This window comes from Nitrosospira sp. Nsp18, assembly GCF_900103145.1.
Taxonomy (GTDB): domain Bacteria; phylum Pseudomonadota; class Gammaproteobacteria; order Burkholderiales; family Nitrosomonadaceae; genus Nitrosospira.
In genome coordinates this window covers 106,644-126,095 of record NZ_FMWY01000001.1, presented here as the reverse complement: position 1 = coordinate 126,095, position 19,452 = coordinate 106,644, and the positions used below count along the sequence as shown (strand labels likewise).

Genomic DNA, 19,452 nt, shown 5'->3' with positions numbered 1-19,452 from the left:
ATGGCCCGCCCCAGGTTCTTAATCTGAAACCTTGCGGCGAGTGCCGCATGAAAAAAGCTATGAAAAGCTCGCGTACAAAAGGTTGGGAAATTGCGCTGATTTATAACTTTGCAATCACCTCCCACTTTAATTCACCTCGAGGAAAGCTGCCTCCTCCGTTGTCCTAACATTGACCTTTGCCGGATTGGCCAACCGTTAAATCATCTATTGAAATAAGTTCCCAAGGATTACCGTCGTTGGGCTCACTTTTTCGTTTTTATTTGTGAAACTCCCGGAATTTGAGATGAAGACTTCATCAGCAAATTTATAATCGTTGAAAGCCCCAGCAGTATCGATAAAATCTAAGTTTTGCTTTGGTTCCCACCATTCGAAAGTGACATTCTCCAGCTCGACATTTTGGCCTCCTTAAAGAATATGGAATATCTATACTTACGTTTATAGCAATTGACGTTCTCTTCATTACTTAGCCACACATCTCCACCCTACGTTTCACCACATTTCTCGTCGCACTCGAGTTCCGCTAAATGCTTGGCTTGTATGTCATTGGCCGATACCACTTTAATTTCCTTTTTAGTTCCTGTGTTGCAAGTGCAGTCATACTCATAGTTAAAGTTTCCCGCTCCCCCTCCGGCAGGGGTCTTTCTCTTGAATTTTACAGTAGCCATTTGTTTCTCCTAAAAAAGTTGGTATTAAATTTCAATATTAATAAAGTTGTCACCTCCCCCGTCAAGTGGACAGTTCAGAAGCAGGACCTCGCCCGCACGCGCGTCGCCATATCTCTTCTTCGAGCTTGTAGAACCTCGCTTTGGATGTACTAGGGCTGGAGCACACGTCCCTCACTGGCATACCGGCTTCCGCCTGTCGCAATGCGTATGCAATCTGCATCTCGGTAAATCGGGATCTCTTCATCGCTTCAAACTCCTCGAATAGGGGAGCCAGATTCGACTTTACTCTAATTTAGAACTGCGCTGTTTTTAGAAATGACGTCACTACAGTTAAATTGAAATAACTAAATCCGATCATTATTATTCAACGCGCGTACATTTCCAATCGAACTCGCCGGAAGGAAAACTTCCGCCGACGTCTTCCTGTTTTGTTCCTTTTCCAGAACTGCCGACTTTGGGCTTGGTGAAATCGTAAAGGTAATGACCGTCGCTACCTGCGCCGGCGCTCAAAAGGAGGGTTCCAGAAGGATTATCTTTTAATGCGCCGCCCTTCGACGGTTTTCCCCAAACGCTTTCTCCTTCTTTGCAAGACCACTCTCCAGGAGGCAAGAGAGGCTGAGTGATTAGAAGTGTTGCCTCTTCACTTTGATTGGTACACTTCAATGTCCAGGTAGTAGACATATGCGCTCCTATATGGAAGGTGATGATATAAATTATTAGATAATTTGTTACATTCTGCTTTTTCTCGTTTTTTTGCTTTGGTTAATTGCTGGACACTGATCAGCTTAGCGAAAGGTATTTAACGCTTTTCTCACTAAATATTTGTAGCACATTTTGAGAATAATGCTACTTCGAGGCGAGACTTTGGGGCAGGTCAAAAAGGTCCTCATAGGTTTCTGAAACTCCATTTACCCCTTCTGAAGAATTACCCCTCCCTCAATTTCGCGTACATCATTTTTCATTAAGCACCCGCGGGAGATTTCAAAGGTCGCTGATTATTTACCCACCCATCCTCCTTGCGGCTGGTGGCCGACTTGAGCCTGGACAAGACCATGCTGCAGGATGTGCTGTCAAAAAAGCTCTGAAACCTTCCCGCAAACGGTCCTAATCGATGAATTGCGCAACCGCTACCGCGCCAGCTTGAGGCAGACCTGTGCTTTGCTGCGACTATCACGCACCGTGTACGTTTACAAGTCTCGCGCCCGTGATTCATCGATATTACTCATGCGCATCAAGGAAATTGCGGCAACGAGAGTGCATTATGGCTATCGGCGCCTGCATGTTCTCCTCAAGCGGGAAGGCTTCAAGGACAATCACAAGCGTGTTTACCGGTTGTATCGGGAAGAAAGGCTGTCGGGACGCTTAAAGCGTCCCAAGCGCAACAAGTCGGCGCGGCTGCGCCCGCCCAAGCACTTTGTCACCATGACCTGCTCCCACTAATTAGCTACACGGTGCAGTAGAATCCGGGGTTGTAATGACCTGACCCCGAAATCAGTACCGGTCTAAAGTAAAAATTTCCGACTCAGTAGGCCTGCCGGACAAGGCATTTTCCCTTGCCTGGCGGGCGAATTCAGCGGGTGTTGCCCACTGTAATGCAGAGTGGGGGCGCGTCTCATTATAGTACTGCCGCCACTCGTCAATCTTGCGCCTGGCGTCTTCTAAAGACAAGAACCAGTGCGCGTTCAGGCACTCCTGCCGCAATCGTCCGTTGAAGCTTTCCACCTTGGCATTGTCGGTCGGCTTGCCGGGACGGCCGAAGTCGAGTTCGATGCCGCGCTCATAGGCCCACTTGTCCATGACCTTGGAAATGAATTCGCTGCCATTGTCGACTTTGATAATGTTGGGCAATCCCCGCCTCGTTGCAATGCGGTTGAGCGTGTTCACGACATCTTCTCCTTTCAGGCTCTGGCCTACCTCGATGGCCAGACTCTCTCTCGTATAGTTATCCACTACAGTCAGTGCTCGCAGCCGCCTGCCATCGAACAGTGCATCGGCAACGAAATCCATGCTCCAGATCTGATTGATTGCCGTAACAAAGTGTTTAGGCTGGCGCAGCCGCGCCGACTTGTTGCGCTTGGGACGCTTGAGCCGTAATGACAGCCCTTCCTCCCGGTAGAGCCGGTAAACACGCTTGTGATTATCCTTAAAGCCTTCCCGCTGTAACAGGACATGTACGCGCCGGTAACCGTAGTGCACGCGGGCGGCGGCAATTTCCTTGATGCGCATGAGCAGCAATGATGAATCACGGGCGCGAGACTTGTAGACGTACACCGTGCGCGACAGCTTGAGCAATGCGCAGGTCTGCCTCAAGCTGGCGCGGTAACGGTTGCGCAATTCATCAATCAGGATGCGCTTGCAGGAAGGCTTCAGAGCTTTTTTGACAACACATCCTGCAGCATGGTCTTGTCCAGGCTCAAGTCCGCGACCAGCCGCTTGAGCTTGGTATTCTCCTCTTCCAGTTGCTTCAGCCGTCTCAGCTCGGACGGCCCCAGCCCACCGTACTTCTTCTTCCAGTTGTAGAATGTGGCATCACTGATGCCCATCTTCCTGCAGACCTCTTCAACCGGCGTGCCAAGCTCGGCCTGCTTTAGCGCAAACGCAATCTGCTGCTCCGTATACTTGCTCTTCTTCATGTCATGACTCCTTTTACAAGGTAAAAATAATGCCGGAAATTCTACTTTTAAATGGTACGGTTTATTGGGGTAGGGTCATAAGAATCGGACTCTACTACATCATGAAGCTAATGAAAGGGGCGGGTCACTGTCTCGGAACATGCGACAAGCGATATTACTTGGGAAGGGAAGTGGCTAAACCCGGGGACCACTTGGTGATAACTGGATTGCTAGGAGGATTTCCTGGTGCGCATCTTCTCATCAAGGGAGAGGACGTTTACGGGCGGTCAGACAGAGAAAGCCTACTAAATATCTTGACAGATCCAACAGCCCGAATCAACGAAGGTCGTTATATGGAAGAAACGCGCGTCGCGACTGCATCCTGTGACCTTAGTGATGGTTTAGCTGACGCCCTTTCACATTTTTGTAAGGACACAATCGGGATTACTATAGATGAAGCATCCTTACCTATGCGTCCCCTTGCGCGCGAAGCTGCTGCGAAGACCCTTTGCAAGCTGCACAAACTTGCATTTGGCGCTGGCGACTGGGCCGTTGCGTTCACTGTTCCGGACAAAGGGATGAAGCTTTTACAAAGAGGAAAGTATGAGGGCCTTCGCCTTTCGAGCATAGGCCAGTTCAATGAATCGGGGCAAAAATTGATAAAGCGTCTCGACGGTACTGTAGAACGTGCTCCAGAATTCGTCAATGAACAGTTTGTTAAGCGACTTGAGGACGAACGAAATTATTTCGAATTATTTTATTGATCAAATAAACAGTTCAAGACTATGGGAGCAAGAGTATGAGCCTCAAAAGCTTCCTTTCGCGCAATAAAGCGGTCGCGCCTGTGGTGGGCATGGTTCCAGCGCACAATCTCCCCATAACCTCTCCCTTCCCAAGCGGAACGGGCACCGCTGGCATGCTCATACTCAGAGTAACTTAAATAATGGCTTTCTTCGCCTAATTACCGCCCCACGCGGCGATTTAAATCGCCATTGTTTTAGGTTGTATAAAACTCTGCAGTAAAACAAATTGAAGAGCATGCTAATTAATCGATATCTCCGGTAATACGATACTTCATACTCTTGCTGCGCTGAGGAAGGTTGTTCCCTAGCTTCCGATCGATCTCCTCTTGAGTGTAGGAACCTTTTGCAATAAGCCATTCCGCTACTTTTGCGGGGTTGTAGTTCATCCGTCCTGCGTCATCTTGTTACCTCGCTTCGCTCAATCCATTCTGCACAGCCCTTTTGAAATGTTCTTTCCAATCCCGTTCAGAAATTCTATTGAATAATTTTGCTATTGCTTCCCTTGTTAGCGGATCTAAGAGGTCATAGATATATTGGCTGTTCCCTGCGCCTGATTGGTCGGAATCAATCCCTTCGCTGGCAGAATTAGCGGGCAATTCTAGAGGCTGCGGATCAGCTGTGGATTTGGATGAAGAGATGGTCAGAGAGTATATCCGGCATCAAGAGAAAGAGGACGAGCACTATGACCAGCTCAAGCTTGGCATGTGATGCCGCCTTTAGGCGGCGACAGCTTTTTGCCCCTTTGAGGGGCTAACAAGAGTAAGCCTCCGGCTTTGCCGGAGGTAATTTAACTCGTATTGGCGGAGAGAGAGGGATTCGAACCCTCGATAAGCTTTTTGAGCCTATACTCCCTTAGCAGGGGAGCGCCTTCGACCACTCGGCCATCTCTCCACAAAGCAAAAAACGTAAAGCCATACTAGAATAGCGGTTTACAACTCCACGGTCAAACGCTGGGTCGTGTATTGGATGGTATGAATTGCATAACCGGTTGCCTCAGCGGTCATGGCGCCTGATCCAGTTCAAATACCTTATGCAGCACGCGTACGGCGAGTTCCATGTATTTCTCATCCACCACCACCGAGATTTTTATTTCAGAGGTGGAAATCATCTGGATATTGATTCCTTCTTCCGCCAGGGCTCGAAACATTCTGCTTGCGATACCCACATGCGAGCGCATTCCGACACCCACCGCCGATACCTTGGCTATTCTTTCGCCGCCGATGACGCCACGCGCGCCGATATGGGCCTGAACCTGGTTCTTCAGGATGTCCATGGTCCTGGCGAATTCATTACGGTTTATCGTAAATGAAAAATCCGTCATACCGTCGTGGCCGACGTTCTGGATGATCATATCCACATCGATATTGGCATCCGCGACCGGGCCGAGAATCTGGTAAGCGATACCGGGACGATCCGGCACACCCAGCACGGTAATCTTGGCTTCATCCCGATTAAATGCGATACCGGAAATAATCGCATGCTCCATGTTCTTTTCTTCCTCAAGAGTGATCAGTGTGCCCTCCCCTTCTTCCTCGAAGCTGGACAACACCCGTAAATTAACTTTGTATTTACCTGCGAATTCGACGGCACGAATTTGCAATACCTTCGAACCCAGACTCGCCATCTCGAGCATTTCCTCGAAAGTAATGGTTTTGAGCCTGCGAGCTTCAGGCACGATGCGCGGGTCAGTGGTATAAACACCATCCACATCGGTATAAATCTGGCATTCATCAGCCTCAAGTGCTGCCGCTAATGCAACCGCCGTCGTATCGGACCCGCCGCGGCCCAACGTCGTGATACTGCCGGCTTCATCCACGCCCTGAAACCCCGCTACCGCCACCACATATCCTGCATCGAGATCCGTGCGTATTTTATCCTCATCGATTTTCAATATGCGCGCTTTGGTATGAGCGTTGTCGGTAAGTATTCTCACCTGGGTCCCGGTATAGCTCTTCGCTTTGATGCCCAGATCCATCAGCGCCATCGATAACAACGCGACAGAAACCTGCTCTCCGGTCGAAACCATGACATCCAGTTCACGCGGATCTGGATGCGACTGGAACTCCCTGGCTAAAGCAATAAGACGATTGGTTTCCCCGCTCATGGCGGAGACCACCACCACAACCTGGTGACCACGGGATTGAAACTTCGCTATGCGCCGCGCGACGTTCTTGATGCGCTCGGTGCTGCCGACCGATGTACCGCCGTATTTTTGAATAATAAGTGTCACGATTACCCGGCTTCTATGTTGGGAATAACGAACCCTGCCGCAAGCAAAACCGGATTATATGCCGGATCAATTCACAGCCGGTGATGGCAAGAGTTTGCCTCAGAGAACTTAGAGAATATAGTTTTTTATTTTTGGATTTTACCTCATTACCGGAAAGAAAACTTGTAACTATTCCGAATAGGCGAAGTAGGCCCCAATTTCATCCGTTTAGTCGCGGGGCTCATAATGTGATTGCCGTTTACGAGGACACTTCTTTCATCTACGCTATGCAAGTAAGTTCGGGATTTGCACCGCTACCTTATGGTGAGCCTGGCAGGGAATTCCCTAATGAAGACAGGGGATTCAACCATTCGCTCCATCGCATTCCATTCCTTTCGCACCCCTCATCCTTGCAAAGCGCCATATGCTTGCACCGGGAGTTATCCAGCGCTCGCCAAACATGCCAAATGATAAGTACGAGAGCCGGACAAAGCCTGACAGAGGAAAAAACTGACACACTTAATACTTGCATAGAATAAAAAAACGAATTAAATTTATGTATGTGCAATAATTCTATAACATAACCCCAACAATAACTTTTACCATAACCTGTGAGAGCCGACTCATGAAACTCTTCGAAGAAATATCCAATCCTCGTGAAATCCGCCGCAAATTGGGTCTTAACCAGCATGACTTCTGGAGCAAAGTCGGTGTCACTCAAAGTGGGGGCTCCCGTTACGAAAGTGGACGGAATATGCCGCGGCCAGTAAGGGAGCTCGTGCGGCTCGTACATATGGAGCATATCGATCTCACCAAAATCAAAAAGGATGACCTGGCCGTGGCTGCGTTGCTGAAGAGCCAGAATCCCGATTTGTACAAGAGCCTGAAAAAAGCGGCCAAAGCAAAGTAACGGTCAAGATACCCGTTAAGGTATAGCCATTACAGTCCGATTTGGGTTAATGCCATTGAATATCAATGTGAGAATCGGGAAGGCGAGAGTCGGAATTCACGGATTCAGCTTGACGGCGAGTCCGAGGGCGCGGATTTTTGCCGAAAATGACTCGATCCACGCCTGACTGATATTTGTAAGCCTCGGTGCTTCCGGCTGCAGGGACGGGCGTGCAAGCCCATATAGCAATACCCCTTTGAGCAGCCCTCCTCCTTGCAGGAATTTCTCGATAAATGTCAGATAGGCGTCCGACTCCAACTGGGTTGGCGGCAAGCCATCGATTTGAAATACGCAGGTTTGTAGCCAGGTAGGGCATAAAAACGCAGCCCGCTCCAGGTTTTCACGAACCCGTTTCAGGCTCATACTTGCATTGTTGATGGATCGCCTTCCCTCCCGGGTAGCGCTATCCAGCTTAAACCAGACCTCGCCGTTGAGCGCCGCCATGCGGCGCAAGCCTGCCTGTACGCCAAGCCGCTCGATCAGGCTGCCATTGGTGATCAACACCAGCTTAAGCTCTTGGGGTAGATCGTAATCGGCTTTCACGCGTCCAATCAGTTCCACCACCTGTTCAAATTCCCGGGCACTGGTAGGCTCGCCGTTGCCTGAAAATGCAATGTCGTTGATGCGCCGTGCTTCCGGCGGTACTTGCGCCTGCATGAAGTCGCCATGCAGAATTTCATGCAGGAACGTACGCAATTCCGCCTCGAGCCTGCCCAGATCAATTATCGGCGCCGTTCCGCGTTTGAGCTCAGGAACCTGGCAATAAATGCAGCGCCAGTTGCATGCATTGTTGGGATTGAGGTTGATGCCTATCGAAACGCCTCCGGCGCGGCGCGACACTACGGGATAGACGTAAGTCATCCCCGCGACATCGCGGCTGTGGTCCTCGACATGCAATAGTTTAGAAGTTCGCTGCAATGTTACAATTCCGATAATGTTAATTACACGCAGGCTGGAATTCGACGCTGGCCACCGCATACCTTCCCATAATAGCAAATGCCGTCACTTGCACGGGCATCGCTACGCGATTGAAATTACCTTGTCCGGGGACATTATCACTGAGGCAGGCGTCGCCGAACAAGGGATGGTAATGGATTATTCCGAGGTAAAACGCATCGCCAATACCGCGCTGGTGGACAAGTGGGATCACGCATTCCTGGTATATTCCGAAGACGTAAAGTTATTGCAATTTCTTCAATCTCTGGAAGACCATAAAACAGTCGTGCTGGATACGCCACCCACGGCGGAAAATCTCGTGCTCACCGCATTCCGGATATTGGATGCGGCCTATCAGGATACCTATGGCAACCACCTGAGGCTGGAGCATGTGCGCTTGTTTGAAACGCCCAATTGCTGGGCAGACGCCACGCGAGCCCAAGTATTGAAGAAGCGCTGAATAAGTCCCGCGGCCTCGACATTTGCTTTATGCCATCTTTTTGTTACCATGCAAAATGAAAAATTCTGCAGACAAGTCTTTTTACTGTGAGCCTTCTTCCATGCTAAATCAGCCCGTTCCCGATTTTGAGCTTCCTTCTACCGGCAATAATATATTTCGTCTATCCGAGGCTTCGGGAAAAAACCTCGTAATTTATTTTTATCCGAAAGACAACACGCCGGGATGCACCACGGAGGGTCAGCAGTTCCGTGACGCTTACGGCGAATTTCAAAAACTCGGCTGCGATATTGTAGGTATCTCGCGAGACAGTATCAAGTCGCACGAAAATTTCAAGATGAAGATGGAATTCCCTTTCGAATTGCTGAGCGACAGTGACGAAACCACATGCAAGGTGTTCGACGTCATCAAGATGAAAAATATGTATGGTAAACAGGTTCGAGGCATAGAGCGGAGCACTTTCGTCATTGATTCAGAAGGGATCCTGCGGGCGGAATGGCGGAAAGTCAAAATTGATGGCCATGTCGAGGAAGTACTGGAGTTTGTGAAGAACTTGGGCAGAGAAAGTCATGAGTCCTAGAAAACCGGCTTCATCTGCAGGTTCTCCCGTTACCAAAATCACCCGTTTGAGAACCAACCCCAAGCTGTTCGTGCTCGACAGCAACGTGCTGATGCACGATCCCACCAGCCTGTTTCGTTTCCAGGAACACGATATTTATATCCCCATGGTTATCCTTGAGGAGCTCGACAATAACAAGAAAGGAATGTCTGAGGTAGCGCGCAATGCGCGGCAGACCAGCCGTTTCCTGGATGAGATCGTTTGCAGCGCGATAACCGATATTGATGAAGGTATTTCGTTACAGTCGCATGGCAGCAAGAACGCCACCGGGCGGCTGTTCCTTCAGACGCAGGCGATCAATAGCGTTTTGCCCATGCGACTGGCGAGCGGCAGCGCCGATAACCAGATTATCGGCGTCGTAAAATTTTTGCACGAAAACTATCCGGATCGTAGTGTTGCGTTGGTCTCCAAAGACATCAACATGCGTATCAAGGCGCGGGCGCTGGGTTTGGCGGCAGAAGACTACTTCAACGATAAGGTCCTGGAAGACACCGATCTCCTTTTTTCCGGGATACAGGAATTACCCGCGGATTTCTGGGACAAACACGGCAAGGAAATGGAATCATGGCAGCATTCCGGCCATACGTTTTATCGCGTCAAAGGCCCGCTCTGCACCAGCTTTATCGTCAATCAGTTTGTTTATCTGGAGCATGACAAACCGTTCTATGCCAAAGTCACCGAGCACAGCGGCAAAACCGCCGTTCTGCAAACGCTCAAGGACTACAATCATCAAAAAAATAACGTATGGGGAATCACCGCGCGCAATCGTGAGCAAAATTTTGCACTCAATTTACTGATGAACCCGGAAGTCGACTTTGTTACGCTGCTAGGGCAGGCGGGTACGGGCAAGACTTTGCTCACACTTGCTGCTGGCCTGATGCAAACGCTCGAGCACAAGGTTTATTCCGAAATCATCATGACGCGCGTCACTGTGCCGGTGGGCGAGGACATCGGCTTTCTGCCAGGAACCGAAGAAGAAAAGATGACGCCGTGGATGGGCGCGCTGGAAGATAACCTGGACGTTCTCAACAAAACGGACAGCAGCACGGGAGAATGGGGCCGCGCAGCCACGCTTGATCTGATCCGCTCACGCATCAAGATCAAGTCGCTCAACTTCATGCGTGGGCGAACTTTCATCAACAAGTTTTTGATAATCGATGAGGCGCAGAATCTTACGCCCAAGCAGATGAAAACGCTCATTACTCGCGCTGGACCGGCGACCAAAGTGGTATGCCTGGGCAATATTGCCCAGATAGATACGCCTTATTTGTCCGAAGGAAGCTCAGGATTGACTTATGTGGTGGATCGATTCAAGGGATGGAGCCACAGCGGGCACGTAACGCTACAACGCGGCGAACGTTCCAGGCTGGCCGACTATGCGACGGAGGTCTTGTAGTTTATAGCTTGTATAGCTTGATTAAGGCTCGGGGTAAGCCAGCCTGCGCCCTATGCCCCTAAGATTACCGGTGCAGTCTCTGGATGAAATCCAGGTACGCACGTAGGCGTTATTCAGCGGTTCTCAATAATGTCCGGATTTGGCGCAGCTCTCAAATCTGGTGTATTCGCCAAGGAAAGTAAGATCCACTTTGCCAATCGGACCGTTCCGTTGCTTGCCTATAATGATTTCAGCGATTCCCTTGTCTTGTGTGTCAGGGTTGTAGACTTCATCCCGATAGATAAAAAGAATCAGATCCGCATCCTGTTCGATGGCTCCCGATTCGCGTAGGTCGGACATGATGGGGCGCTTGTTAGGACGCTGCTCCAGGCTGCGGTTCAATTGCGATAACGCGACAACAGGCACTTGCAGTTCTTTTGCCAATGCCTTCAGCGAACGGGAAATTTCGGAAATTTCGGTGGCCCGATTCTCGCCTTGACCGGCTGAGGACATCAGCTGCAAATAATCGACCACGATCAATCCCAGTTCGCCATGCTGGCGATGAAGCCGCCGCGCCCGCGCTCTCACTTCAAGCGCATTCAGTGCCGCGCTTTCGTCAATAAAAAGCGGCGCCTCGCTCAGCTTGCCCAGGGCATGGGTCAGCTTGGACCAATCCTCATCCTGCAAGCGGCCGGTGCGAACCTTGTGCTGATCCAGGCGCCCTACCGAGCCCAGCATGCGCATGGCCAGCTGCGCCCCCCCCATTTCCATACTGAATACGGCTACGGGTTTTTCCAGTACCAGCGAAACATGCTCGGCAATGTTGAGCGAAAAGGCCGTTTTGCCCATGGAAGGCCTACCCGCGACAATAACCAGGTCACCCGGTTGAAAGCCGGAAGTCTTCTGATCGAGGTCATGGAATCCGGTAGCGATACCGGTCACATCGCTGGGATTATCCTGATTGTAGAGTGTCTCGATACGCTCCACGACCTGCTTGAGGAGTGGCTGGATATCGATGAAACCCTGCTTTCCCCGTGCCCCTGCCTCGGCAATTTCAAACACCTTCGCTTCAGCTTCATCCAGCAAGGTCGCCGCAGAGCGACCTGCAGGACTATACGCGGAGTCGGAGATCTCCGAGCCGACCTGAGCCAATCTGCGCATCACTGCCCGTTCGCGCACGATTTCCGCGTAACGCCGAATATTGGCTGCAGAGGGCGTATTTTGAACGATCACACCTACATAGGCCAATCCGCCTACGTTTTGCAGCTCAGCTGATATTTCAAGCGACTCGGCGACGGTCACCACGTCCGCAGGTTTGCTGTGCTCCACCAATTTGCAAATGTGACGATAAATGAGCCGATGGTCCTGCCGGTAAAAATCATCCTCGGTGATGACGTCAGCCACCTTATCCCAGGCATAATTATCAAGCATCAACCCGCCCAGCACAGACTGCTCCGCTTCAACCGAATGCGGCGGCATTTTGTATGATTCAAGCAACTGATCGTTGGTGGCTGCGGTAAGGAATTGAGCCATGGGATCCGGGTGGCGTTACGGGGAAGAGGAAGATTTTACCATCCGTACGATATGGAATACGGAAAAAGGAGAAAATTGCAGTGTAGCAGCCCTTGGGATACCTCTAAAGGAATCCGCTGTCGAGCCCCTGGTTGTCAACGCTGAGTTGGCAACCAGGACTTGAAATCAAGGGACTATTGACGGGTATTCAGAAGTACCCTGCAGGAATACCCCTGGTGCGGATGGAAGTGCTTTCAGGAAGCAGTCTCGCCCAAAACGGAGACAATAATATTTGCCAGCACCTCACTATGCAATGCAATAGTGACAGGATGATCTCCCACCTGCTTTAATGAACCTTGCGGCATGCGTATCATTGCCCGTTCAATCTCGAAGCCCTGGGCTTTTAACGCCGCCTCGATATCAGCATTGGTTACTGAACCGAACAGTTTGCCGTCAACGCCGGCCTTCTGGCTAATCTGCACCATTAGTCCGTCCAGTTTTTCTGCACGTGCCTGAGCAGCAGCCAGGACGTCCGCATGGGTTTTTTCCAATTCCGCGCGCTTCACCTCGAACTCGGCAATGGCCGCCTGCGTCGCCCGCTTTGCTTTGCCTTGCGGGATAAGGAAATTTCGCGCATACCCGTTTTTTACTTTGACAACGTCACCCAACTGGCCGAGATTGAGAATTTTTTCCATCAGTATGATCTGCATATCGTCGCTCCTCAGTGCAAATCGGTGTAGGGAAGCAACGCGAGAAAGCGCGCGCGCTCAATAGCAATACTTAGCTGGCGCTGATAACGCGACTTGGTACCGGTAATGCGGGCCGGAATGATCCTGCCGTTTTCATTGATGAAATCTTTCAATAACTCGACATCCTTGTAATCCACGGTTTTAATACCTTCTGCAGTAAAACGGCAGAATTTCCTGCGCTTGAACAATGGGCGGTTGGCTTTTTTGTCCTTGTCTTTGTCTTTGCCATCTTTACGTCTTGAGATAAAGCGAGCCATGATTTTTCCTGTCTTGAAATGAGGGCCTGAATAATTTAAATAAGGTCAATTTTGTTCACATGCAGCACCAGTTGCAAGCTCATCCGGCTTTTTTTTGCCAGAAAACCCGCGAGTTTCACTAGCGTACCGGGCGCTATGCCCGCAATCGCTTCAGCCATCTGTGCTAGCGCCACTGCCGAAATTTCGCACTCCACCTGGCGTGGCCTATCGGCTTCGATCTGTCGGGAGACGTGGCTAATCTTGAATTCCGTCACCGCCACCCCTGCTGGTGTGTAACGCAAACTGCCGATTTCGACAATTTTTCCGCAAATTACAGTCTGGTTGCAGTTCAATTATTGCCGAGCCTACGTCGCGAGTGTGGTTTCTTTAAGCTCCTCTGCTGCTGGCGCGGCTGACCTTGGTTTTTCTTCGCGCATCATCGGCGAAGCAGTCGTTACCGGGCCGCCCATTTTAGTGGTGAGATGCCGCAATATAGCATCGTTGAATTTAAATGAATGATCCAGTTCGTCCAGTGTTTCCTGATCACATTCAATGTTCATCAGCACGTAATGCGCCTTGTGAACCTTCTGGATCAGGTAGGTGAGCTGGCGGCGCCCCCAATCTTCCAGGCGGTGAACCTGGCCATTTCTGGCAGTAACGATTCCGCGGTAACGCTCGATCATTGCGGGAACCTGCTCGCTCTGGTCAGGATGGACAATAAAAACGATCTCGTAATGTCGCATGCAGTCTCCTCATGGGTAGAGCCTCCCGCGATGCGAACACGGTGAGGCAAGGGTTGAAAAACCGAGTACTATACTGAACCGGGAAAGAAATATCAATTGGCAAAGGCATTTAAACAGGCATCAATGAAACTCGGATAGTCTCACGCGGGCGCGGCAGTGGCTTTTGTAGCGGGCTGCCCGGCGGCTTCCTGCGCAGCGCGCTGCCGGCGATTCTCGAAGAGGCATATGCCGGCGCTGACAGAAACGTTCAGGCTTTCTACGCTGCCCAGCATGGGGATGGCAACAAGGCGATCACAGGCCTCGCGGGTCAGCCGGCGCATACCTTTTCCTTCCGCGCCAAGAACCCAGGCAACAGGTCCATCCAGCTTCACAGAGTTGAGATCGATGTCCGAATCGGCCGTTGCTCCGATTATCGATATACCGCGCTGTTTCAGTTCCCGCAACGTCCGGGCCAGATTAGTCACGGAAACATACGGCACGGCATCGGCTGCACCACTCGCTACTTTGTGCACCGTGGCGGTGAGCCCGACGGCACGGTCTTTCGGCGCGATCACGGCATGAACGCCAAAGGCATCCGCCACCCGTAGGCAGGCGCCCAGATTATGCGGGTCCTGTATGCCGTCCAGCACCAGAAGCAACGCAGGTTCAGTCAGCGTATCCAGCACATCGTCTATATCCACATAACTGCGAGAGGCATCTATATTCGCCGCCACGCCCTGATGGCGCGCACCACCGGCCATCGCCCCAAGCCTGGTGTTATCGCATGAGATCAACCGGACCTCCTGGGTTTCGGCAAGCTTTGCCAAGTCACGCGCGCGCTGGTCCCGGCGCTCGGCATCGAGAAAAATTTCCTTGATGCTGGCAGGATTTTGCCGCAGCCGGCTAGTAATAGCGTGGAAGCCGAATATAAGGCGTATATGGGACATCTATAAATAGGTCAATTGAGTAAGTGGACGGGTCAGGAATGTAGCGACTCCGGCTGATCGGAGCCCAATCCATCCTGCGCTCCGGGTTAACGCCGAGTTAACTCTGATCTCCCGTATCGCGCGAGCTGGCTCCAGCCAGAACAAAGTCGATCTTGCTGGACTCCAGATCGACCCGCACCAGCTTGACGCTAAGCCGGTCGCCGAGGCGGTAACGCTTGCCGCTGCGCTCACCCAGCAACATGTGCTTGCCGGCGTCGAAATGAAAATAGTCGCTGGGCAATTCGGAAATATGAACAAGCCCTTCCACATAAATACCATCCAGCGCCACGAAAAGGCCAAAACCGGTTACGCCGCTGATCACGCCTTCAAAGCGCTCCCCTATTCTATCCTGCATGTAATAGCATTTAAGCCACAACTCCACATCGCGGCTGGCATCGTCCGCACGACGCTCTGTCTGTGAGCAATGCACACCCAGTTCATGCCAATCGCCGGGAGAATACGTCCCGCCATTCAATACTGCCTTGATCGCACGGTGCACTAGCAGATCGGGATAACGCCGGATAGGCGAAGTGAAATGCGTATATGACTCATATGCAAGCCCGAAATGGCCAACGTTGTCGGGGCTGTAAACCGCCTGGCGCAAGGAGCGCAACATCACCGTCTGCAAGAGCTGCGCATCCGGCCTATCCTTGATCTTGCTCAATGTCTTGGCGTAATTCTTAGCGCTCGGCTCGTCCCCACCGCTTAGCTGTACGCCGAATTCCTTGAGGAAATCCCGCAGGGCAAGCAGTTTTTCCGGGGTAGGGCCTTCGTGGATACGATAGAGCGTGGGTTGTTTATGTTTCTGCAAGAAATCCGAGGCACACACGTTCGCCGCCAGCATACATTCTTCGATCAACCGATGGGCATCGTTGCGCTTCACGGGAAGAATGCACTCGATTTTTCCCTGATCGTTGAAAATCATCTGGGTTTCAATCGTTTCAAAATCGATTGCGCCCCGTTTGCCTCGCGCCTTGAACAACACCTTGAATAGTTTGTAGAGCAACTGAATGTGCGGAAGAAGGCTCTTGTATTGCTGGGCATCCTCACCCTTGGGATCTTCCAGCATCGCTGCCACTTTGGTGTAAGTGAGCCGTGCCTGGGAAAACATGACTGCGGGATAAAAACGATACTCCTGAAAATCGCCCGCTGCATCAATGCTCATCTCGCATACCATGCACAAACGCTCCACCTGCGGGTTAAGCGAACATAGACCGTTTGAAAGCACTTCCGGCAACATCGGAATAACGCGGCGCGGGAAATAAACCGAGTTGCCTCGATTCAAAGCCTCGCGATCGAGCGCATCCGTGGGGCAAACGTAGTGGCTGACATCCGCAATGGCTACATATAGCTTGTAACTTTTCCCGTCGCGCTCGCAATACACCGCGTCGTCAAAATCGCGTGCGGTTTCCCCATCTATCGTCACCAGCGGTAAATGACGAATATCCTCCCTATCGGCCAGATCCGCTTCCAGCACGCTATCGGGGAATCTGACTGAACGCTCTTCCACTTCTGGTGGAAACTGATGGGGCAAATCGTGTTTCCGGAGAGCAATTTCGATCTCCATGCCGGGGGCGGTATACTCACCCAGAATCTCGACGATGCGGCCGATGGGCTGCGCGTTCTTGCTGGGCTGCTGGATGATTTCGACCATCACCACCTGGCCCGCCCTGGCGTTCATGGATTCTTCCGGCGGGATCAGAATATCCTGGCTGATACGCCTGTTCTCCGCCTCCACGAACAAAATGCCGTGATCGGCGTGCAAGCGGCCAACCAGTTGAGTGACGGCACGCTCCAGCACCTCCACAATAGTGCCTTCCCTGCGTCCACGCCTATCCACCCCAATTTCGCGCACCATCACACGATCGCCATGCAGCGCCTTGTGCATTTCCTTGGCGCTCAAAAACAGATCCGGACTACGATCGTCGGGTACCAGGAAGCCGAAACCATCCGCATGCCCCTGGATCCTCCCCTTGATAAGATCGAGCTTGTCCACCACGCAGATATCGCCCTTCCGGTTACGCATAATCTGACCCTCGCGTAACATCGCGGAAACACGGCGACTGAAAATTTCGTTTTCTTCGTCCGTAATTTCCAGCAGGCTCTGCAATGCTTTCTCATTCACGGGAACGCCATGCTCTTCCAGAATCTGGAGCATGAATTCGCGGCTCGGCAGCGGATGACCATATTGAAGCTTCTCGCGCTCAAGATGAGGATCAAGATCGCGGAGTTTGCGTTTCTTCTTAATTGACAAAGCAATGGTTTCCTATAAAATTGCGACCTCTGCCCCGCACCCTGTATCGTAAGTCCCACTCCGGACAGGATGCGAGCATTGCCCAGATGGCGGAATTGGTAGACGCACTAGGTTCAGGTCCTAGCGGTGGCAACACTGTGGAGGTTCGAGTCCTCTTCTGGGCACCAGGTTATATTCTTCAAGACCCCTCTCTCCGGCGTGTTCATTGCCTATCAGGCATGTTACGCCTATCACTTGATTCAACTATTGCGGTATTCAATCCACTCCATTTACTGCCTGCTCCGTCATTTTTCCGTCAGGAATTTCATTGCGGCGTATATCAGGAAACAGGGCAAAGGGCGGTACGTCGAAATAGACAAAGAAGACATTCGGAAGCACGCTACTTCTGACTCAAAAACAGAAGCGCTAAATAAACGGCTGATGCCGAGGTCTTGATTATAGCAGCGAGTATCGCCACTTCTCGAACAAGCGCTGAACTTGCCGGAACTGTGTCGTCTGACGAAATCATTGCAAGTGGTGAATCGCCACTCGCAAACATCAGCAGTGTGACAGAAATGCATCAGTCTTGAAATAGTTCTCTTGTATGTATCCTGTATCGGCCCTGTATTTCTTATGATAAGCGGGTTGATCAGGCTTGTATCAGCCGAACTGTGCCGGATCAAGTAATTTCTAGCTGTAAAATCTTACAGCTATCCATGAACGCCAATCCATTGTCTCATAGCGTACTTACCTGCCATTCAATAGATGGCCGAATCATGGTTCTTTAACAGAAGAAAATCTATGCCATCCAGGGCTTTAACCGGACTTCAATCTCTAAAGCCGGCGAATGGAGCATGTCGGAATATTCATAACTGGACTTGGCGCGAAATCGCGGTGATGACCAGCCGATTTTTCCGCCGCAATGAGTACCGTTTCCCGAGCTCCTTGCCCTGAGTATTACGTCCGCTATTTCCCATCGCCAAAGGAACAGCGGCAACGCCACTAAAGGCCAAGTCCTGCGTATTTCTTATGACGCTGCAAAAACAAGCCCAAGTTTTGCCGTACGGAAACCCTGCGAGAGAAAACAGAAAGAGGCAATCTTATTTCTTTCAATTCGAATTGAAATAAAGTGAAGCAGATTTTCGTCGTTAACTATGTAGCGACTCACTCGAAATCGGTGTCTATCGCACATGGCAAAATTTTTCTATTCTTTATAAGCGATACGCATATGCCTGGCTTGTTTCCACACTCATCAATAAGCGATGCCGAAGCAGGCCAATTTGCCCAGGAAGCATACCCCGATCCTCGCTTTCCAACCTTTGGCAAGAACTTCTCCATTAAGAAATTGGCGGCCAGAAAGACGAGCAAATGGGGTTCAACCGGGCTGACCTGCGTTCCCCGGTCAGTCGGCCAGCAAAAAAAACTCATAAGTAACGAATTCCTAGCAACGTTACTTATGGACTCTTCCAAATGAACGATGTCGTGGCCGCTTTCAACGAATATTTCGAAATTATCCATGTCGATTCTCCGGAATTGCTACGTGATGTATTTCGCCTGCGCTATCAGGTTTTATGCATCGAGCAGCGCCTACCCGGATTTGACGTGTCCTGTTATCCGGAAGGGTACGAACGCGACAGCTATGATGACCATTCATCTCATATTCTTCTACAGCACCGTTCCTCTGGTGATTATGTAGGAACAGCACGTCTGATATTGCCCGATCCGGTGAATGCGGAAAAACCATTTCCCATCGAGCAGCATACCCGATTTGATCCGGCACTTATTGATGTCGATGCGTTACCGCGACGTAATACAGCCGAAATATCGCGCCTGCTTATCGTGCGACGGCTTCGCCAACGCAGAGGTGACAGCGAAAAAAAACCTCAAAGAGAGCTTGTTGAAGGGAATAAGCGGCGCTTTCCTCATCCCATCCTGGCGCTTGTTGTTGGCATCATACAAATGTCCGCTCAACACAATATCACACACTGTCTTTCGGTAATGGATCCTTCATTGAACAGATTGTTAGCTCCCTATGGACTGCAGTTTGATGCCATCGGACCATTAGCGGACTATCACGGCCCACGTCGACCCTACATCATTGACTTGATCAAAATGCTGGAAACCATTTATGTAAACAATAGCGAGGTATGGGAATTGATTACGAATTACGGCAGCGTCCGGCTAGGGCCTCTAAAGCATACCTGCGAAATATCATCGCTGGAAATATCAATAGCGAGACTTTAGAGTAGAGATGTAGAGATCACTCACTTAGAAGTCAATCACTTCTATCACAACCAGGTGCGTTCTCAATTGCGCCCACTCTTTCATTCTGCCAGCTATCTCAACGGTGGGGGTTTCAGCCCGGCCGAGGTGCACGATGGCATGAATG

At 50.9% G+C, this 19,452-nt stretch carries 21 protein-coding genes, 2 tRNA genes and 1 pseudogene; 9 read left to right on the top strand and 15 right to left on the bottom strand.

Annotation, left to right across the window (positions count from 1 at the left end):
• Window positions 1-482: 482 nt before the first annotated feature.
• From BLS94_RS00595 to BLS94_RS14425, 3 genes are all read right to left on the bottom strand, one after another.
• The gene (locus tag BLS94_RS00595; protein WP_090957321.1) at window positions 483-665 is read right to left on the bottom strand and encodes a hypothetical protein; all 183 of its coding nucleotides are present in this window, start codon (window positions 663-665) and stop codon (window positions 483-485) included.
• Window positions 666-726: 61 nt separating this feature from the next.
• A complete protein-coding gene (locus BLS94_RS15390) occupies window positions 727-909 on the bottom strand; it encodes a transposase (RefSeq protein ID WP_143021624.1) in 183 nt (60 codons plus the stop codon).
• A gap of 116 nt (window positions 910-1,025) precedes the next feature.
• On the bottom strand, window positions 1,026-1,346 hold the full coding sequence (locus BLS94_RS14425; RefSeq protein WP_143021623.1) for a hypothetical protein: 321 nt from the start codon (window positions 1,344-1,346) through the stop codon (window positions 1,026-1,028).
• A 338-nt stretch (window positions 1,347-1,684) separates the two neighbouring features.
• On the opposite strand from BLS94_RS14425, the pseudogene BLS94_RS14985 reads away from it, so the two are divergent.
• Window positions 1,685-2,087 (top strand): annotated as a pseudogene (locus tag BLS94_RS14985) (IS3 family transposase); the annotation flags it as partial.
• Between the two features lie 69 nt (window positions 2,088-2,156).
• Here the strand turns inward: BLS94_RS14985 and BLS94_RS00585 are convergent.
• A protein-coding gene (locus tag BLS94_RS00585) for an IS3 family transposase (RefSeq protein ID WP_218124709.1) occupies window positions 2,157-3,298 on the bottom strand; the annotation gives its coding sequence in 2 pieces (ribosomal slippage) (window positions 2,157-3,046 and window positions 3,046-3,298; 1,143 coding nt in all).
• A gap of 29 nt (window positions 3,299-3,327) precedes the next feature.
• Here BLS94_RS00585 and BLS94_RS00580 point away from each other — a divergent pair.
• Complete coding sequence (locus tag BLS94_RS00580) at window positions 3,328-4,041, top strand: AIR synthase family protein (protein WP_090957319.1); 714 nt, start codon at window positions 3,328-3,330, stop codon at window positions 4,039-4,041.
• A gap of 281 nt (window positions 4,042-4,322) precedes the next feature.
• On the opposite strand, the gene BLS94_RS14750 is transcribed toward BLS94_RS00580, so the two are convergent.
• The 3 genes from BLS94_RS14750 to BLS94_RS00565 form a co-directional block, all read right to left on the bottom strand.
• Window positions 4,323-4,466, bottom strand: a complete 144-nt coding sequence (locus BLS94_RS14750; protein WP_176767753.1) for a hypothetical protein — start codon at window positions 4,464-4,466, stop codon at window positions 4,323-4,325.
• Window positions 4,467-4,878: 412 nt separating this feature from the next.
• Window positions 4,879-4,971 (bottom strand) — tRNA-Ser (locus BLS94_RS00570).
• Between the two features lie 109 nt (window positions 4,972-5,080).
• Window positions 5,081-6,310 (bottom strand): aspartate kinase, encoded by a 1,230-nt coding sequence (locus BLS94_RS00565; protein WP_090957318.1) that lies wholly within the window; start codon window positions 6,308-6,310, stop codon window positions 5,081-5,083.
• Window positions 6,311-6,914: 604 nt separating this feature from the next.
• On the opposite strand from BLS94_RS00565, the gene BLS94_RS00560 reads away from it, so the two are divergent.
• The gene (locus BLS94_RS00560; protein ID WP_025041617.1) at window positions 6,915-7,199 is read left to right on the top strand and encodes a helix-turn-helix domain-containing protein; all 285 of its coding nucleotides are present in this window, start codon (window positions 6,915-6,917) and stop codon (window positions 7,197-7,199) included.
• A gap of 96 nt (window positions 7,200-7,295) precedes the next feature.
• Here the strand turns inward: BLS94_RS00560 and BLS94_RS00555 are convergent, their stop codons facing one another.
• Window positions 7,296-8,156 carry a radical SAM protein gene (locus BLS94_RS00555; RefSeq protein ID WP_256325221.1) on the bottom strand — a complete coding sequence of 287 codons (861 nt, stop codon included), beginning with the start codon at window positions 8,154-8,156 and terminating at the stop codon, window positions 7,296-7,298.
• A gap of 16 nt (window positions 8,157-8,172) precedes the next feature.
• Between BLS94_RS00555 and queD the strand changes: the two genes are divergently transcribed.
• The 3 genes from queD (at window position 8,173) to BLS94_RS00540 (ending at window position 10,646) form a co-directional block, all read left to right on the top strand.
• On the top strand, window positions 8,173-8,634 hold the full coding sequence (gene queD, locus BLS94_RS00550; protein WP_072766225.1) for a 6-carboxytetrahydropterin synthase QueD: 462 nt from the start codon (window positions 8,173-8,175) through the stop codon (window positions 8,632-8,634).
• A 100-nt stretch (window positions 8,635-8,734) separates the two neighbouring features.
• Entirely contained in the window at window positions 8,735-9,211 is a 477-nt protein-coding gene (locus tag BLS94_RS00545; protein WP_072766643.1) for a peroxiredoxin, read from the top strand.
• Window positions 9,201-10,646: a PhoH family protein gene (locus BLS94_RS00540; protein WP_090957317.1), complete on the top strand. Its 1,446-nt coding sequence runs from the start codon at window positions 9,201-9,203 to the stop codon at window positions 10,644-10,646. The genes BLS94_RS00545 and BLS94_RS00540 overlap by 11 nt, the downstream gene beginning before the upstream one ends.
• Before the next feature lie 123 nt (window positions 10,647-10,769).
• On the opposite strand, the gene dnaB is transcribed toward BLS94_RS00540, so the two are convergent.
• Complete coding sequence (dnaB, locus tag BLS94_RS00535) at window positions 10,770-12,158, bottom strand: replicative DNA helicase (protein WP_072766227.1); 1,389 nt, start codon at window positions 12,156-12,158, stop codon at window positions 10,770-10,772.
• Here dnaB and BLS94_RS14745 point away from each other — a divergent pair.
• The gene (locus tag BLS94_RS14745) at window positions 12,157-12,321 is read left to right on the top strand and encodes a hypothetical protein (RefSeq protein ID WP_176767752.1); all 165 of its coding nucleotides are present in this window, start codon (window positions 12,157-12,159) and stop codon (window positions 12,319-12,321) included. The genes dnaB and BLS94_RS14745 overlap by 2 nt on opposite strands.
• A gap of 70 nt (window positions 12,322-12,391) precedes the next feature.
• On the opposite strand, the gene rplI is transcribed toward BLS94_RS14745, so the two are convergent.
• The 6 genes from rplI to rnr form a co-directional block, all read right to left on the bottom strand.
• Window positions 12,392-12,847, bottom strand: coding sequence for a 50S ribosomal protein L9 (rplI, locus tag BLS94_RS00530; RefSeq protein WP_090957316.1), 456 nt, complete (start codon window positions 12,845-12,847; stop codon window positions 12,392-12,394).
• 11 nt (window positions 12,848-12,858) lie between these two features.
• Window positions 12,859-13,143, bottom strand: a complete 285-nt coding sequence (gene rpsR / locus BLS94_RS00525) for a 30S ribosomal protein S18 (protein WP_025041625.1) — start codon at window positions 13,141-13,143, stop codon at window positions 12,859-12,861.
• 35 nt (window positions 13,144-13,178) lie between these two features.
• Window positions 13,179-13,475, bottom strand: coding sequence for a primosomal replication protein N (gene priB / locus BLS94_RS00520; protein ID WP_090957315.1), 297 nt, complete (start codon window positions 13,473-13,475; stop codon window positions 13,179-13,181).
• A 12-nt stretch (window positions 13,476-13,487) separates the two neighbouring features.
• A complete protein-coding gene (gene rpsF / locus BLS94_RS00515) occupies window positions 13,488-13,865 on the bottom strand; it encodes a 30S ribosomal protein S6 (RefSeq protein ID WP_072766230.1) in 378 nt (125 codons plus the stop codon).
• A 140-nt stretch (window positions 13,866-14,005) separates the two neighbouring features.
• Window positions 14,006-14,791, bottom strand: coding sequence for a 23S rRNA (guanosine(2251)-2'-O)-methyltransferase RlmB (gene rlmB, locus BLS94_RS00510; protein ID WP_090957314.1), 786 nt, complete (start codon window positions 14,789-14,791; stop codon window positions 14,006-14,008).
• A gap of 97 nt (window positions 14,792-14,888) precedes the next feature.
• The gene (rnr, locus tag BLS94_RS00505) at window positions 14,889-17,084 is read right to left on the bottom strand and encodes a ribonuclease R (RefSeq protein ID WP_090957313.1); all 2,196 of its coding nucleotides are present in this window, start codon (window positions 17,082-17,084) and stop codon (window positions 14,889-14,891) included.
• Between the two features lie 80 nt (window positions 17,085-17,164).
• On the opposite strand from rnr, the gene BLS94_RS00500 reads away from it, so the two are divergent.
• Window positions 17,165-17,251: transfer RNA gene (locus BLS94_RS00500), tRNA-Leu, on the top strand.
• Between the two features lie 1,282 nt (window positions 17,252-18,533).
• Window positions 18,534-19,307, top strand: a complete 774-nt coding sequence (locus BLS94_RS00490; RefSeq protein WP_090957311.1) for a PEP-CTERM/exosortase system-associated acyltransferase — start codon at window positions 18,534-18,536, stop codon at window positions 19,305-19,307.
• The last annotated feature ends 145 nt before the right edge of the window (window positions 19,308-19,452 follow it).